This window comes from Streptomyces sp. NBC_01235 (assembly GCF_035989285.1).
Lineage (GTDB): Bacteria > Actinomycetota > Actinomycetes > Streptomycetales > Streptomycetaceae > Streptomyces.
Genome location: NZ_CP108513.1, coordinates 5,882,480 through 5,896,452, shown reverse-complemented (window position 1 = coordinate 5,896,452; position 13,973 = coordinate 5,882,480). Strand labels below are relative to the sequence as shown.

The window sequence follows — 13,973 nt, the reverse complement described above, 5'->3', positions numbered from 1 at the left end:
AAGGGGCCGCATGTGTGTGACACGTAAGTAGCACAGAAAGTTGTGCGCCTGCTGGGCCGAATTTCCGATTACTTGGCGAGGCCCTTACCTGCCCTTGCCGCCGCCCCCGCCACCGCCCCGTCGCGGGTCCCGCGATGTGGACCGATCTTCCGATGCGTACGTGTTGTATCTATCCTGTGGGCATGCCATCGTCCGCCCCGCCCGTCCCCGCAACCGACCCCGCTCCCGTCAAGCAGCCGCCCGCCGCCGACCGCGTGTACACCCACGTCAAACAGGGCGTTCTGAACCGCCGTTACGAAGGCGGCATCCTCCTCACCGAGGGAGAGCTCGCCGAGGCCGTGGGGGTCTCGCGGACGCCGGTTCGGGAGGCGCTGCTGCGCCTGGAGGTGGAGGGGCTGATCAAGCTCTACCCGAAGAAGGGCGCCCTGGTCCTGCCGGTCTCCGCACAGGAGATCGCGGACGTCGTGGAGACCCGCCTACTGGTCGAGGAGCACGCGGCGCGCAAGGCCGTCCCCGCGCCGGCCGGGCTGATCGAGCGCCTGGAAGAGCTGCTGGCGCAGCAGAAGGAGCAGGCCGCGGCGGGCGACCTGGCAGGTGCCGCGGTGACGGACCGCTGCTTCCACGCGGAGATCGTCCGCAGCGGCGGCAACGAGATCCTGTCGAGGCTGTACGACCAGCTCCGCGACCGGCAGTTGCGGATGGGCGTCGCCATCATGCACTCGCACCCCGACCGCATCGCCAAGACGCTCACCGAGCACGAGGAGATCCTTCGGGCGCTGCGCTCCGGCGACGCGGAGGCGGCCGTCGGGATCGTGCACCGGCACGTCGACTGGTTCTCGCACCTGGCCCGCGGGGAGGTCCGATGACGACCGGCGCCCGCAGAGTGAACTCCACCCTTCCGGGTGACCCGCCGGGCGGACGGCGCGCGATGGCCGTCTGGGGGATCGGCGTCTCGGTCTACTTCGTCGCGGTCATCTTCCGTACCTCGCTGGGGGTGGCCGGCCTCGACGCCGCCGACCGCTTCCAGGTGAACGCCTCGGCCCTGTCCACCTTCTCGATCCTCCAGCTCCTGGTCTACGCGGGCATGCAGATACCCGTGGGCCTGATGGTCGACCGGCTCGGCACCAAGAAGGTGCTGACGATCGGCGTCGTGCTGTTCACGGCCGGCCAGCTCGGCTTCGCCTTCTCCCCTTCCTACGGCACGGCCCTCGCCTCGCGCGCGCTGCTGGGCTGCGGGGACGCGATGACGTTCATCAGCGTGCTGCGGCTGGGGACCAGGTGGTTCCCGGCGCGCCGCGGGCCGATGGTCGCCCAGATGGCCGGCCTGGCCGGCATGGCGGGCAACCTGGTCTCGACGCTCGTCCTGGCCCGTCTCCTGCACGGCATCGGCTGGACGGCCGCCTTCGCGGGCAGCGCGCTGGCGGGAGTGGTCGTCCTGGTCCTCCTGCTGCTCTTCCTGAAGGACCACCCCGAGGGTCACGAGCCCGAGCCGTTCCCGCACCGGGGCGCGGCGTACGTCCGCCGTCAGATCGTCGCGTCCTGGCGCGAGCCGGGAACCCGGCTGGGCCTGTGGGTGCACTTCACCACCCAGTTCCCGGCGATGGTGTTCCTGCTCCTGTGGGGCCTGCCGTTCCTGGTGGAGGCACAGGGCCTGTCACGGGCGACGGCCGGCGAACTCCTCACCCTGGTGGTGCTGTCCAACATGCTCGTCGGCCTGATCTACGGCCAGATCGTCGCCCGCCACCATGAGGCGCGGCTGCCGCTGGCCCTGGGCACGGTGGGCGCGACGGCCCTGGTGTGGGCGACCACGCTGGCCTACCCCGGCGAACGGGCGCCGATGTGGCTGCTCTTGGTGCTCTGCGCGGTCCTGGGCGCGTGCGGCCCCGCCTCCATGCTCGGCTTCGACTTCGCCCGCCCGGCCAACCCGCCCGAGCGGCAGGGCACGGCCTCCGGCATCACGAACATGGGCGGCTTCGTGGCGTCGATGACGACGCTCTTCGCGATCGGCGTGCTGCTGGACGCGACCGGCGACGACTACACGATCGCCTTCTCCTGCGTCTTCGTCCTCCAGGCCCTCGGCGTCAGCCAGATCCTGCGCCTGCGCAAGCGGGCAGCCCGGCGGGAGCGGGAACGGCTGGTGGCAAGCCGGGTGGAGACGGTGCACGTGCCGGCATAGGGACTGGTCAGGGCCTCTCCGCGGCGAAACCCGGTTGTACGGACGTCCGTTCGACGTCTACCGTCGGGCCTCATCGACGTGTAGCTCAGCAGCCAGAGCGCCGGGCTCCTGACCCGGAGGGCGCAGGGGCGGAACCTGCCACGTCGGCTCATCGGCGTGTAGCTCAGCAGCAGAGCACCGGGCTCGGGACCCGGAGGGCGCGGGGGCGGCACCCGCCACGTCGGCTTATGAACGACGACGCTGACCAGCAGCACCTCGCAGAGGCCAACCCCGGCTACGCCTCCGGCCAACTGGCCAAGGCGCTCAGGACCGCGCGCACCCACGACGACCCCGACACCCGCCACCGGGCCGCGGAACGGCAACGCGCGTGGCGGTCCGTGCTGGCCGGCATGACGAACGGGCTGCTCACCATCGGCTCCCGCACCCCCGTCAAGGGACTGCCCGCGTGGGTCACCCCCGAGGTGCTCCGTGGCGGCTTCGCCACCGGCGAGCCGAGCGCCGGCGGCCCCCTGACGGAGTACGAGGCCGAGGCCGCGCGCCGGGCCGGAGTGCCGCGGGACCGGCGGGCGCTGTTCGCGTACTGGCTGTCCGAGGACGGGCTGGGCGAGCTCTACGAACTCCTCGACAGCGGACGGTACGAGGTGGCCGTCCCCGAGGAGGCCGCCCTGCTCACCGTGGCCTGGCTGGCCCGGGCCGGGGAGACGGACGCGGCGCTCGGGCTCGTCGAGGAACTCGCGCCGTTCGCGGGGCGGCTGCGGTTCGCCCCGCGCCCGACCGGCCGCCCGGCGCCCGACGCCGACACGGTCCACCGGCGAACCGTCGCCGAGGCCGGCCAGAGCCTGGCGCGGCGGCGGACCAGCACGGCGGTGGAGACGCAGCGGGAAGCCCTGGCCGTCTGGCAGCCGTTCGGCGACGAACTGCTCGCGCACTGGCTGGAGACCGCCGACGCCGGGCAGCCGGCCCGGGTGTGGACGCGCGTCCCCGACGAGGCCTGGCACGAGCACGGCGCCGAACTGCTGCGCCGCTACCGCGACCTGGCCCGCCGCCACACCCTGTGCGCCAAGCACCTGAAGCCGAAGGAGAACCTGGCGATCCTGCGCGGGGCGCTGGAGGAGACCGTCGCCGGGAGGGAGTTGGACGCGCGTCGGCTCGGGCTGCTGCGGCACGCCGTCACGTCCATGGTGCGGCGGCGCGGGCTGCCCGGCTCGCCGGAGCTTTTGGCGCTGCGCCGGGAGCAGGCCGCCCAGGCGGCGCTGCCCTCGCACCGCGCGCTGGCCCAGCTGGTGCTGCGCCGGCTGGCCGGGCTGGACCAGCAGGCGGGCGTCGCCGAGGTCGCGCCGCTCGTCGCGCCGGTGGGCGCCGAGGAGGCGCGGGAGACCGGACTGCCGGTGGGCGCGGCGGTCCCGGCCGGGGTTCGCCGTCCCGTCGAGGCCGCGCTCAGCGCGCCCCTCGGCACGCTGGTGGAGCGCGGGATCGTGCCCTCGGCGGAGGTGCTGGCGGAGCTCGTCCCGCAGCTCGTCGCCGTCACCACCGCGCAGGCGTACTCCGACCCGGCCCTGCGGACGCTGGCGGCGGCCCACCACCGGGCGTTCGCGGGCCGCCGTTCGCTGCTGCTGCTCAGCCTCCAACGGCAGGTGCGGGCGGAGGAGCTGCCGTGGGTGCGGGCCGTGGCCGGGCAGCGCACGCACACCGAGGCGGGCGAGGTGTCGGCCCTCGCGCTGCGGCAGCTGGGCGAACTGGCCGTGCAGGCCTTTCCCGGTACGCTCCTGCCCAACCCGCTGATCCGCGAGCTGTCCGTCCTGGCCCGCCAGGCCGAACTGGGCGCTCCCCTGGTCGAGGAGCTGGCCGCGGACATCTTCATGGGCACGTTCACCCCGAAGTTCCTCGCCGCGGCCCGGATCGCGGCGGAACTGCTGGGCGGTGGCTCGCTCTACGAGCGCTACTACGGCATCGACTACCGGGCCGTCCGCAACCTGGCGATCGTCGAGACCGGCGAGGCGCTGACGCGGTCGTACGGGGCCAGGACCTCACCCGGGTTCGCGAAGCTGTGCACCGAACGGGCCGGGAACGCCTCGTCCCGGTGGCAACACGGATACGGGTCGCCGGCCGCGAACGGCAAGGTGATCGAGCAGGCGCAGATCCTCACCACGCACAATCTGGCCACGCTGGTCCACCGGGTGGGCATCGCCCCGGCCGCGGGCTGGGAGGACCTGGCCCGCCGCTGCTTCGTCACCGTGTGCCGGCTGACCACCCGCGTGCAGGCCAACCCGCGCCCGCTGAGCACGATCAAGGACGTGGCCTACGCCTGGCGGCAGCTGCTGTTCCACCTGTCCCTGTGCACGCCCGACGAGCGGACCCGCACCCTGGCCTGGCTGCCCGAGGAACTCGGCCGCCATCCCGCCCATGTGACGGGCCGGCTGGCCCCCGCCCTGACCGGACTGCACCAGGTCATCGAGGGCGGCCGCCCCGACGAGGGCGCGGGCCGACTGCTCCTCGGCTGGACGACGGACGACCACTGGCTCCGCCCGGAGCCGACCTCGGCCGCCTGAGGACGTGAGGGCCTGACGGCCTGGGCCGACCCGAGGCGACCTGAGGCGACCTGAGGCGACCTGAGGGCCTGACGGCCTGGGGCGACCCGAGGCCACGCGGGTTGCGGTCCCAGCCGTCGGCCGGCTGAGGCCATGCGGTCTCCCGCCGGTTCGGACGGGGCCGCGCTCCCGCTCGGGGTGCGCGGCCGTCCTCCGACCCTAACCCCAGGTGATCAGCTTCTTCGGCTGCTCCAGGATCGCCGCCACATCGGCCAGCACCTTCGAGCCCAGTTCCCCGTCCACCAGCCGGTGGTCGAAGCTCAGCGCCAGTGTCGTCACCTGCCGGGGCTTCACCTTGCCCTTGTGGACCCACGGCTGGAGCCTGATCGCGCCGACCGCGAGGATCGCGGACTCGCCGGGGTTCAGGATCGGGGTGCCGGTGTCGACGCCGAAGACGCCGACGTTGGTGATGGTCACCGTGCCGCCCTGCATGGCGGCGGGGGACGTCCTGCCCTCCCTCGCCGTCGAGACCAGCTCGCCCAGCGACTCCGCCAGCTGCGGCAGCGTCTTGGCGTGGGCGTCCTTGATGTTCGGGACCAGCAGGCCCCTGGGGGTCGCGGCCGCGATACCCAGGTTGACGTAGTGCTTGACCACGATCTCCTGCGCCGCCTCGTCCCAGGACGCGTTGATCTCCGGGTTGCGCTTGATGGCGACCAGGAGGGCCTTGGCGATGAGGAGGAGGGGGTTGACCCTGACGCCCTGCAGGTCCTTGTCCTGCTTGAGTTCCTCGACGAGCTTCAGCGTGCGCGTCACGTCGATCGTCACGAACTCCGTGACGTGCGGCGCGGTGAACGCCGAGCCGACCATCGCCGCCGCCGTCGCCTTGCGGACACCCTTGACCGGGACACGCGTCTCCCGAGCCGTGTCGTACGACGGTACGGGCGCGGCTGTGGGGGCGGGGGCGGGGGCGGGCGACGTGACCGGAGCCTGCGTCGCCGGTGTCACGGGCTCGGCTGCCGGAGCCGTCAGGGGCGCCGGAGCCGTCGGCGTCGCCGCCGCGTGGACGTCCTCGCGGGTAATGATGCCGTCCGGGCCGGACGGGACCACCGTGGCGAGGTCGACGCCCAGGTCCTTGGCCAGCTTGCGCACCGGCGGCTTGGCCAGCGGGCGTTCCTTCAGGGCGGGCCCGCTGCCGTGGCCGTTCAGTCCCGCCTGGATGGTGTCCGGGACCGGCGGGACCGTGATCGCCGGTCCCTTGCGGGGCCGGCGCTTGGTGGAGGACGCGGCCACGCCGTACCCGACGAGGACCGGCTGGCGGCCCGCGCCCGCCGGCTTCGCGGCCTCGGCCTTCTTCTCCGGGGCGGCCGGTGCCTGCGCGGGTGCCTGCGCCGGCACCTCGGCGACCGGGGCGTCGCCCGCCCCGCCCGCCACGTCCACCGCGATGATCGACGTGCCCACATCGACCGTGGTGCCCTCGGCGAAGTGCAGCGCGCGGACCACCCCGTCGTAGGGGATGGGCAGTTCGACGGCGGCCTTGGCCGTCTCGACCTCGCACACCACCTGGCCGTCCGTCACCGTGTCACCGGGCTGGACGTACCACTTGAGGATCTCCGCCTCGGTGAGCCCCTCGCCCACGTCGGGCATCTTGAACTCGCGTACGGACGCTTCCGTCATCGTCGTCACGACCCTCTCCTCAGTACGCCAGGGCACGGTCGACGGCGTCGAGCACCCGGTCCAGGCCAGGCAGGTACTCCTCCTCCAGGCGCGCCGGCGGGTACGGGGCGTGATAGCCGCCGACCCGCAGGACCGGTGCCTCCAGGTGGTAGAAGCAGCGTTCGGTGATCCGGGCGGCAATCTCCGCGCCGGAACCGAAGAACACCGGCGCCTCGTGGACGACGACCAGACGGCGCGTCTTCTCCACCGACGCCTGGATCGAGTCGAAGTCCAGGGGGGACACCGAACGCAGGTCCAGGACCTCCAGGTTCTTGCCCTCCTCGGCGGCCGCGTCGGCGACCTCCTGGCAGAGCTTCACCATCGGGCCGTAGGCGACGAGGGTCAGGTCGGTGCCCTCGCGGACGACCCGGGCCTTGTGCAGGGGGCCGGGGATCGCCTCGGTGTTGACCTCGGCCTTGTCCCAGTAGCGCCGCTTGGGCTCGAAGAAGATCACCGGGTCGTCGCTCTGGATGGCCTGCTGCATCATCCAGTACGCGTCGGACGCGTTGGACGGGGAGACGATCTTCAGGCCCGACACGTGGGCGAAAAGGGCTTCCGGCGATTCCGAGTGGTGCTCGACCGCGCCGATGCCGCCGCCGTAGGGGATGCGGACGACGACCGGGAGCTTGACCTTGCCGAGCGAGCGCGCGTGCATCTTCGCGAGCTGCGTGACGATCTGGTCGTAGGCCGGGAAGACGAAGCCGTCGAACTGGATCTCCACCACCGGGCGGTAGCCGCGCAGGGCCAGGCCGATCGCGGTGCCGACGATGCCGGACTCGGCGAGCGGGGTGTCGATGACGCGGCTCTCGCCGAAGTCCTTCTGCAGGCCGTCCGTCACCCGGAAGACGCCGCCGAGCTTGCCGACGTCCTCGCCCATGATCAGGACCTTGGGGTCCGCCTCCAGGGCATGGCGCAGCGACTCGTTGATCGCCTTGGCCAGGGCCAGGTTCTTGGACACCGCACCATTGGTTGTCGCGGTCTCGGCCATCTCACTTACCCCCGTCTTCGTCCGCGAACGACGCCTGGTAGGCGGCGAACTGGGCACGCTCCTCGTCGACGAGCGCGTGCCCGTCCGCGTACACGTTCTCGAAGATGGCGAAGTGGTCCGGGTCCGGCATGGCGCGGACCGCTTCGCGCACTCGCCTGCCCAACGCCTCGCTCTCCGCTTCGAGTTCCGCGAAGAATCCCTCGTCCGTGTGGTTTGAGGCCTCCAGGTGGCGGCGAAGGCGCAGGATCGGGTCCTTGGCCTCCCAGGCCTCGCGCTCCTCGTCGGCCCGGTACTTCGTCGGGTCGTCGGAGGTGGTGTGGGCGCCCATGCGGTACGTGTACGCCTCGACGAGGGTGGGGCCCTCGCCGTTGCGGGCCCGCTCCAGCGCCCACTTCGTGACCGCGAGGCAGGCCAGGACGTCGTTGCCGTCCACCCGGACGCCGGGGAAGCCGTAGCCCTGCGCGCGCTGGTAGAGCGGCACCCGGGTCTGCTTCTCCGTGGGCTCGGAGATCGCCCACTGGTTGTTCTGGCAGAAGAACACGACCGGCGCGTTGTAGACCGCGGAGAAGGTGAAGGACTCGGCCACGTCGCCCTGGCTGCTCGCGCCGTCGCCGAAGTAGGCGATCACCGCGCTGTCCGCGCCGTCCTTGGCGACGCCCATCGCGTAGCCGGTCGCGTGCAGCGTCTGGGAGCCGATGACGATCGTGTAGAGGTGGAAGTTGTTGCTGTTGGGGTCCCAGCCGCCGTTGTTCACGCCCCGGAACATGCCGAGCAGGTTGGTCGGGTCGACCCCGCGGCACCAGGCGACGCCGTGCTCACGGTAGGTCGGGAAGACGTAGTCGTCCTCGCGGGTGGCCCGGCCGGAGCCGATCTGGGCGGCCTCCTGGCCCAGCAGCGAGGCCCACAGGCCCAGCTCGCCCTGGCGTTGCAGGGAGGTGGCCTCGGCGTCGAAGCGGCGGGTGAGCACCATGTCGCGGTAGAGGCCGCGGAGCTCTTCGGGGGTGATGTCGGCGACGTACTTGGCGTACTCCGCGTTCCTGCTGTTCTTGACCCGCTTGCCCTCCGGCGTCAGCAGCTGCACGAGCTCGGGCTCGGCACTCTTCCTCGCGGTGGTGCGGGTGGTGCGCTCGGTGCCGGTGGCGCCGGCCTTGCCTCCGGCGCTGCGTCGCGGCTTGCGCGCGGCAGTGCTCTCCACGGTCACGTGTGCTCCTCCGTCGGTCCGGCCCCCGGGGTTGCCGGGTGACCAGTACGGCTCACCTGTTTCCGACACCCGTGCACGGGGTGGGTGTCACTCGGCCGGAACAGGCGTGACAGGTGCTCCGGCGAGCGCCCTGCAGTCATCACGTTACCCAGTGCTCCACATATCTGTGAAACCCCTCCTGACCTGCGTTTTTGCTTGGATTTCCAAGTAAATCGGCAAAGTCGGGAAGGTCCCTGGTCACAGCCTTGCAGGAGGCCGGAGCAACGGCACGTTATCCCGGCTACCCAGGCCACGGGAAGAGTCCTTCTCGAGAGTGTCGGCGGGCCGCGAAGGACGACTCCGTGAGCGCACCCACCCGCGAGGCGACCTGAAGCGACCATCTGTGTCGCCTGTTGACCTTCAGTGACTGTCTGCGACAACGCCCAGCTCACAGCCACGAATCGTGCCCTAGCATCGGGCGCGTGCCGCGCTCCTGTGTACCACCCTCCGTACCCCACGCGCCCCCTCTGGGCACCCTGCTCCGCCGGTACGCCGCCGGCACCGCGCTCGCCTGCGAGCCCGTCGACGAGGGGCTGCTGAACCGCGGCTACCGGCTGCGCACCACCCGAGGCCGCTACTTCCTCAAGCACCACTTCGACCCGGACACCGCCGACCCCGCCTCCATCGCCCGCCAGCACCGGGCCACCGAGCGCCTGGCCGACCTGGGCGTCCCGGTCGCACCCCCGCTGCCCGGCCACGACGGACGTACGGTCGCCGTCGTCGGCGGCCACGCCTACGCCCTCCACCCGTGGATCGACGGCCGCCACCGCCACGGCGCCCAGCTCACCCCCGGCCAGTGCGGTCGTCTGGGAGCGCTGCTGGGGGTGGTGCATGCCAGCCTGGAGCACGTGATGCGCGCACAGGGCGAGCAGGCGCCGCCGACGAGCGAAGAGCGCCCGGTCCGGCAGGTGCCCCCGGGGCACGAAGGGCACGCGTCCCCGGCGCGCGAACCGGAGCGCGCCACCCCGCCCGGGCACACCGCCCGCGCCGAGCACACGGCCCCCGCCGAACACCCCGCCGCCGCCCCGAGCCCCGACCCCGCCGACACCTTCGCGCTCATCGACGACCTCCTCGCGCGCGTGCGCCGCCACCGCCCCGCCGACTCCTTCGACGAACTCGCCCGCCACCGCCTCCTGGAGCGGCGCACGCTGCTGGAACGGCACGCGGACCGGCGACCCCCGCACGGCGGCCCGGTCGGCTGGGTGCACGGGGACTTCCACCCCTTCAACCTGCTCTACCGCGGGGACGCCCCCGCCGCCATCGTCGACTGGGACCGGCTCGGCGTGCAGCCCCGCGCCGAGGAGGCCGTCCGCGCCGCCGCGATCTTCTTCGTCCGGCCCGACGGCACTCTCGACCTGCCGAAGGCGGGGGCGTACGCGCGCGCGTACCGGCGTGCCGCCGGGGCCACCCCCTCCGAACTCGCGGCGGCCGTGCACCGCGTGTGGTGGGAGCGCCTCAACGACTTCTGGATGCTGCGCTGGCACTACGAGCGCGGCGACACCCGCGCGGACTCCCAGTTCCCGGCGGCCTCGGCGCTCGCCGTGTGGTGGACACGGGAGTACGACGCGGTGTGCGGGGCGTTCGCGGACTGAACGGGGGCCCGTGGAAAGGCCCCGAAAACGCGCACGCGCGCGTGGAGCCCTGTTGACAGGCCCACGCGCGCGTGGCTGAAGAGGTGGCGTACGCCGGTCGGTTACCCGAGGTTCCCGACGGTGGTCCCCTGGTCCGTGCCGCTCGAGGTGCCGTCCGTCGCGCCGGTCCCGCCGTCCGTCCCCGGGGCGGTCGTCGCCGGGTTGCTCGGCTCCTCGGTCGGCTGGGTCTCCGTCGGGTCGGCCGACGGCTCGGAGGTGGCCGACTGGGACTGGCTGTACGACGGCGTGTCCGAGGGCGTGTACGGCGGCGAGTAGTCCGAGTCGGAGTTCGAACCGGTGCTGTCGTCCGAGGTGTCGTCCGTGGCCGTGTCGCTCACCTCCTCGCTCGGCGACGTGCTGGGCGAGGTCGTGGGCGACGGCGAACTGGACGGCGACTTCGTCGTCTCGCTGCCGCTGCCGCCCGTCCCCTTGCCGTTCAGCGCGAGCGCGACGCCCGCGGCGATGGCGATCACCGCGAAGACGGCGAGGATCCACAGCTTGCCGCGGCCGCTGCCCCTGTTGCCGTGGCCCTCGAAGCCGCCGTCGTCACCGCCGCCGTAGCCCGTGGGCAGGATCGGCTGCGGGATCTGCGAGGTGCTGGAGCCGTCGGCGCCGTGCGGCAGCACGGTCGTGCTCGCGAAGCCGCCGGCGGGCGTGCCGCGGCCGTCGTGCGCGCCGACCGGGCCGGTGTTCCAGGTGCCGGTGTGACCGCCCTGGTCGTACAGCATCTGGAGCCCGTACTGGACGAGGCCGCGCATCTCCTCCGCCGTCTGGAACCGGTCGTCCGGGTCCTTGGCCAGGGAGCGCATGACGAGGCCGTCGAGCTCCGGCGGGCACTCCCCGCCCGAGGTCTGCGACGGCGGTACCGGGATGTCCTGCACGTGCTGGTAGACCACCGACAGCGGCGTCTCGCCGGTGAACGGGGGCCGCAGCGCGAGGAGTTCGTACAGCAGGCAGCCCGTGGCGTACAGGTCGGAGCGGTGGTCGACGGCCTTGCCGAGCGCCTGCTCCGGGGAGAGGTACTGCGGGGTGCCCATGACCATGCCGGTCTGCGTCATCGTCGTGGACGCGCCGTGCAGGGCGCGCGCGATGCCGAAGTCCATCACCTTGACCGCGCCGTTGTGCGTGATGATCACGTTCGCGGGCTTGATGTCGCGGTGCACGATGCCGTGCTGGTGCGAGTAGGCGAGCGCCTCCAGGACGCCGGAGGTGATGATCAGGGCCTGCTCGGGCCCGGGCGCCTCGGCGTTGAGGAGGAGGTCGCGGATCGTGCGTCCCTCGACGATCTCCATCACGATGTACGGCACGCTCTGGCCGCCCACGAAGTCCTCGCCGGAGTCGTACACGGCGACGATCGCGTGGTGGTTGAGGCCGGCCACAGACTGGGCCTCGCGCGTGAAACGGGCCTTGGACACGGGGTCCTCGGCGAGGTCGGCGCGCAGCAGTTTGACCGCGACGGTGCGTCCGAGGCGTACGTCCTCGGCCGCGAACACCTCGGCCATGCCGCCTCGGCCGAGTCTGCGGGTCAGCCGGTATCGGCCGTCCCCTACCAGCCCGCCGTTGCCCCAGTTCTCCGGCGCATCTGACATACCGCCGCCAGTCGCCTCGGGGTCGGACGGGCCCTGAGCGCGCTGCTGTGCCATCAGTCCTCGCCGTCGTTTCTGCCCGCGGTGCGCGCGGTGTTGTTACGGTCTCCGTCGGCCACGCTACAGCCTCCGCGCAAGCCGCCGGTCCGGGTCGATCCCCGGAACGATTCCCCGGGCGGGCCCGGGCGCCGGTCCGGGACGGACCGGTCATCAAACCTGGACTCTGTACCGGCGTGCAAATTCTGTGTACCGGCCGTACGGCACCTGTAACGCTTCCGCGACGCTTCTTTCTCGTAGGGTCACGGAACGGGCACCGAGCTTGACGTGTCAGTGCCCTGCGGCAGACTTGGCCGGGAATAGCACTTTCGATCAACGACAAGTCAACGGCGCCTGAGGGCCTACGGGGGACGCAGAACATGAGCCAGGACGGCGCGCAGGGCCGGTACGCGGGGCGGGCGCTCGCCGCGGGCCGCTATCAGCTGCGCGACTTGCTCGGCGAGGGCGGCATGGCCTCGGTGCACCTCGCCTACGACGCCGTGCTCGACCGTCAGGTCGCGGTGAAGACCCTGCACACCGAACTCGGCCGCGAGCAGGCCTTCCGCGAGCGCTTCCGCCGCGAGGCCCAGGCCGTGGCCAAGCTCACGCACACCAACATCGTCTCCGTCTTCGACACCGGCGAGGACGAGGTCGAGGGGCTGACGACGCCGTACATCGTCATGGAGTACGTCGAGGGCCGCCCGCTCGGCTCCGTGCTCGACGAGGACGTGCGGCAGCAGGGCGCGATGCCCGCCGACAAGGCGCTGAAGATCACCGCGGACGTGCTGGCGGCGCTGGAGATCAGCCACGAGATGGGGCTGGTCCACCGCGACATCAAGCCCGGCAACGTGATGATGACCAAGCGCGGCGTCGTCAAGGTGATGGACTTCGGCATCGCGCGCGCCATGCAGTCCGGGGTCACCTCGATGACCCAGACCGGCATGGTCGTCGGCACCCCGCAGTACCTCTCCCCCGAACAGGCGCTGGGCCGCGGGGTGGACGCCCGCTCCGACCTGTACTCGGTCGGCATCATGCTGTTCCAACTCGTCACCGGGCGGCTGCCGTTCGAGGCCGATTCGCCGCTTGCGATCGCGTACGCGCACGTGCAGGAGGAGCCGGTGGCTCCCTCCTCGATCAACCGGGCGCTGCCCCCGGCCGTCGACGCGCTGATCGCCCGCGCGCTGAAGAAGAACCCGAACGAGCGTTTCCCGACCGCCGTCGCCATGCGCGACGAGTGCCTGCGCGTCGCCGCCTCCTTCCAGCCGGCCCCGCCGAGCATCGTCCCTGGCGTGCAGACGTCGAGCGGCGCGGGCGTCGGCTCCGCGGTGTTCCCGCCGGTCGGCCAGGGCACCCCGGCGCCCCAGGCGGGCGTCCAGACGCCCTACCAGCCCGCCCCGACCCCGAACCCGTACGGCACCCCGACGCCGTCCCCCTCCTACGGCTACCCGCAGCAGGGCGGCTACCAGACGCCCGCTCCGGCGTACGGCCACCAGCAGGCGCCGCACACCCCGCCCGCGTACAACCTCGCCCCGCAGCCCTCGACGACGGTGTCCTCGGGCGGCGGCAGCCGCAAGAACAGCAGGACGGTACTCATCGGCTCGGCCGTCGTCGCCGTGGTGGCGGTCGGCGGCCTCATCGCCAGCCTCACGCTGAACGGCGGCAGCGACGACGACGCCAAGGGCGGTACCACCAGCTCCTCGCCGTCGGCGACGAAGGCGGCGGACTACCGCGCGCCGGACACGTCCAAGACGATCGAGTCGACGGAGTGCTCCGAGCCGCAGGAGTCGTACAACGACCCCGACAAGATCCGGGTGCCGAACTTCAAGTTCAAGTACATCGCCTCGGTCAAGGAGTGCTTCCAGGCCGCCGGCTGGACGATGAAGATCACAAAGGTGGACGAGAACACCTACGGCGACGGGGCGGTCATGGAGCAGTTCCCCTCCGCCGGAACGGACGTCGACCCGAAGGACATGCCCGAGATCGAGCTCAAGGTCTCCACGGGCAACCCGGCGTCGTGACCGCCTGACGTCGTCGAGAAGGGCCCGACGGAACGCCGGGCCCTTCTGTGTGTACGG

At 72.1% G+C, this 13,973-nt stretch carries 9 protein-coding genes and 2 tRNA genes; 7 read left to right on the top strand and 4 right to left on the bottom strand.

Annotation, left to right across the window (positions count from 1 at the left end):
- The first annotated feature begins 182 nt into the window (after positions 1-182).
- The 5 genes from OG289_RS26210 (at position 183) to OG289_RS26190 (ending at position 4,725) form a co-directional block, all read left to right on the top strand.
- Positions 183-866: a GntR family transcriptional regulator gene (locus tag OG289_RS26210; protein ID WP_327316459.1), complete on the top strand. Its 684-nt coding sequence runs from the start codon at positions 183-185 to the stop codon at positions 864-866.
- A gap of 62 nt (positions 867-928) precedes the next feature.
- Positions 929-2,176 (top strand): MFS transporter, encoded by a 1,248-nt coding sequence (locus OG289_RS26205; RefSeq protein WP_442819100.1) that lies wholly within the window; start codon positions 929-931, stop codon positions 2,174-2,176.
- Between the two features lie 74 nt (positions 2,177-2,250).
- Positions 2,251-2,323: transfer RNA gene (locus OG289_RS26200), tRNA-Arg, on the top strand.
- A gap of 5 nt (positions 2,324-2,328) precedes the next feature.
- Positions 2,329-2,400, top strand: a tRNA-Pro gene (locus tag OG289_RS26195).
- Between the two features lie 3 nt (positions 2,401-2,403).
- Entirely contained in the window at positions 2,404-4,725 is a 2,322-nt protein-coding gene (locus tag OG289_RS26190) for a hypothetical protein (RefSeq protein ID WP_327316457.1), read from the top strand.
- 198 nt (positions 4,726-4,923) lie between these two features.
- On the opposite strand, the gene OG289_RS26185 is transcribed toward OG289_RS26190, so the two are convergent.
- The 3 genes from OG289_RS26185 to pdhA are packed head-to-tail and all read right to left on the bottom strand — an operon-like array spanning position 4,924 to position 8,606.
- Entirely contained in the window at positions 4,924-6,387 is a 1,464-nt protein-coding gene (locus tag OG289_RS26185; protein WP_327316456.1) for a dihydrolipoamide acetyltransferase family protein, read from the bottom strand.
- Between the two features lie 10 nt (positions 6,388-6,397).
- Positions 6,398-7,405, bottom strand: a complete 1,008-nt coding sequence (locus OG289_RS26180) for an alpha-ketoacid dehydrogenase subunit beta (protein WP_442818956.1) — start codon at positions 7,403-7,405, stop codon at positions 6,398-6,400.
- Position 7,406: 1 nt separating this feature from the next.
- Positions 7,407-8,606 carry a pyruvate dehydrogenase (acetyl-transferring) E1 component subunit alpha gene (gene pdhA, locus OG289_RS26175; protein WP_327316455.1) on the bottom strand — a complete coding sequence of 400 codons (1,200 nt, stop codon included), beginning with the start codon at positions 8,604-8,606 and terminating at the stop codon, positions 7,407-7,409.
- A 461-nt stretch (positions 8,607-9,067) separates the two neighbouring features.
- Here pdhA and OG289_RS26170 point away from each other — a divergent pair, with 461 nt between their 5' ends.
- Positions 9,068-10,237: a phosphotransferase gene (locus tag OG289_RS26170; RefSeq protein ID WP_327316454.1), complete on the top strand. Its 1,170-nt coding sequence runs from the start codon at positions 9,068-9,070 to the stop codon at positions 10,235-10,237.
- A 101-nt stretch (positions 10,238-10,338) separates the two neighbouring features.
- Here the strand turns inward: OG289_RS26170 and OG289_RS26165 are convergent, their stop codons facing one another.
- Positions 10,339-11,919 (bottom strand): protein kinase domain-containing protein, encoded by a 1,581-nt coding sequence (locus tag OG289_RS26165; protein ID WP_442818955.1) that lies wholly within the window; start codon positions 11,917-11,919, stop codon positions 10,339-10,341.
- A 359-nt stretch (positions 11,920-12,278) separates the two neighbouring features.
- Between OG289_RS26165 and OG289_RS26160 the strand changes: the two genes are divergently transcribed.
- Complete coding sequence (locus OG289_RS26160; RefSeq protein WP_327316453.1) at positions 12,279-13,916, top strand: protein kinase domain-containing protein; 1,638 nt, start codon at positions 12,279-12,281, stop codon at positions 13,914-13,916.
- Positions 13,917-13,973: the final 57 nt, after the last annotated feature.

Excerpts from the sequence above, each read along its gene's own strand:
- OG289_RS26210 (WP_327316459.1), top strand. The coding sequence starts at position 183 with ATGCCATCGTCCGCCCCGCCCGTCCCCGCAACCGACCCCGCTCCCGTC.
- OG289_RS26160 (WP_327316453.1), top strand. The coding sequence starts at position 12,279 with ATGAGCCAGGACGGCGCGCAGGGCCGGTACGCGGGGCGGGCGCTCGCC.
- OG289_RS26180 (WP_442818956.1), bottom strand. The coding sequence starts at position 7,405 with ATGGCCGAGACCGCGACAACCAATGGTGCGGTGTCCAAGAACCTGGCC.
- OG289_RS26190 (WP_327316457.1), top strand. The coding sequence starts at position 2,404 with ATGAACGACGACGCTGACCAGCAGCACCTCGCAGAGGCCAACCCCGGC.
- OG289_RS26165 (WP_442818955.1), bottom strand. The coding sequence starts at position 11,919 with ATGGCACAGCAGCGCGCTCAGGGCCCGTCCGACCCCGAGGCGACTGGC.
- OG289_RS26205 (WP_442819100.1), top strand. The coding sequence starts at position 929 with ATGGCCGTCTGGGGGATCGGCGTCTCGGTCTACTTCGTCGCGGTCATC.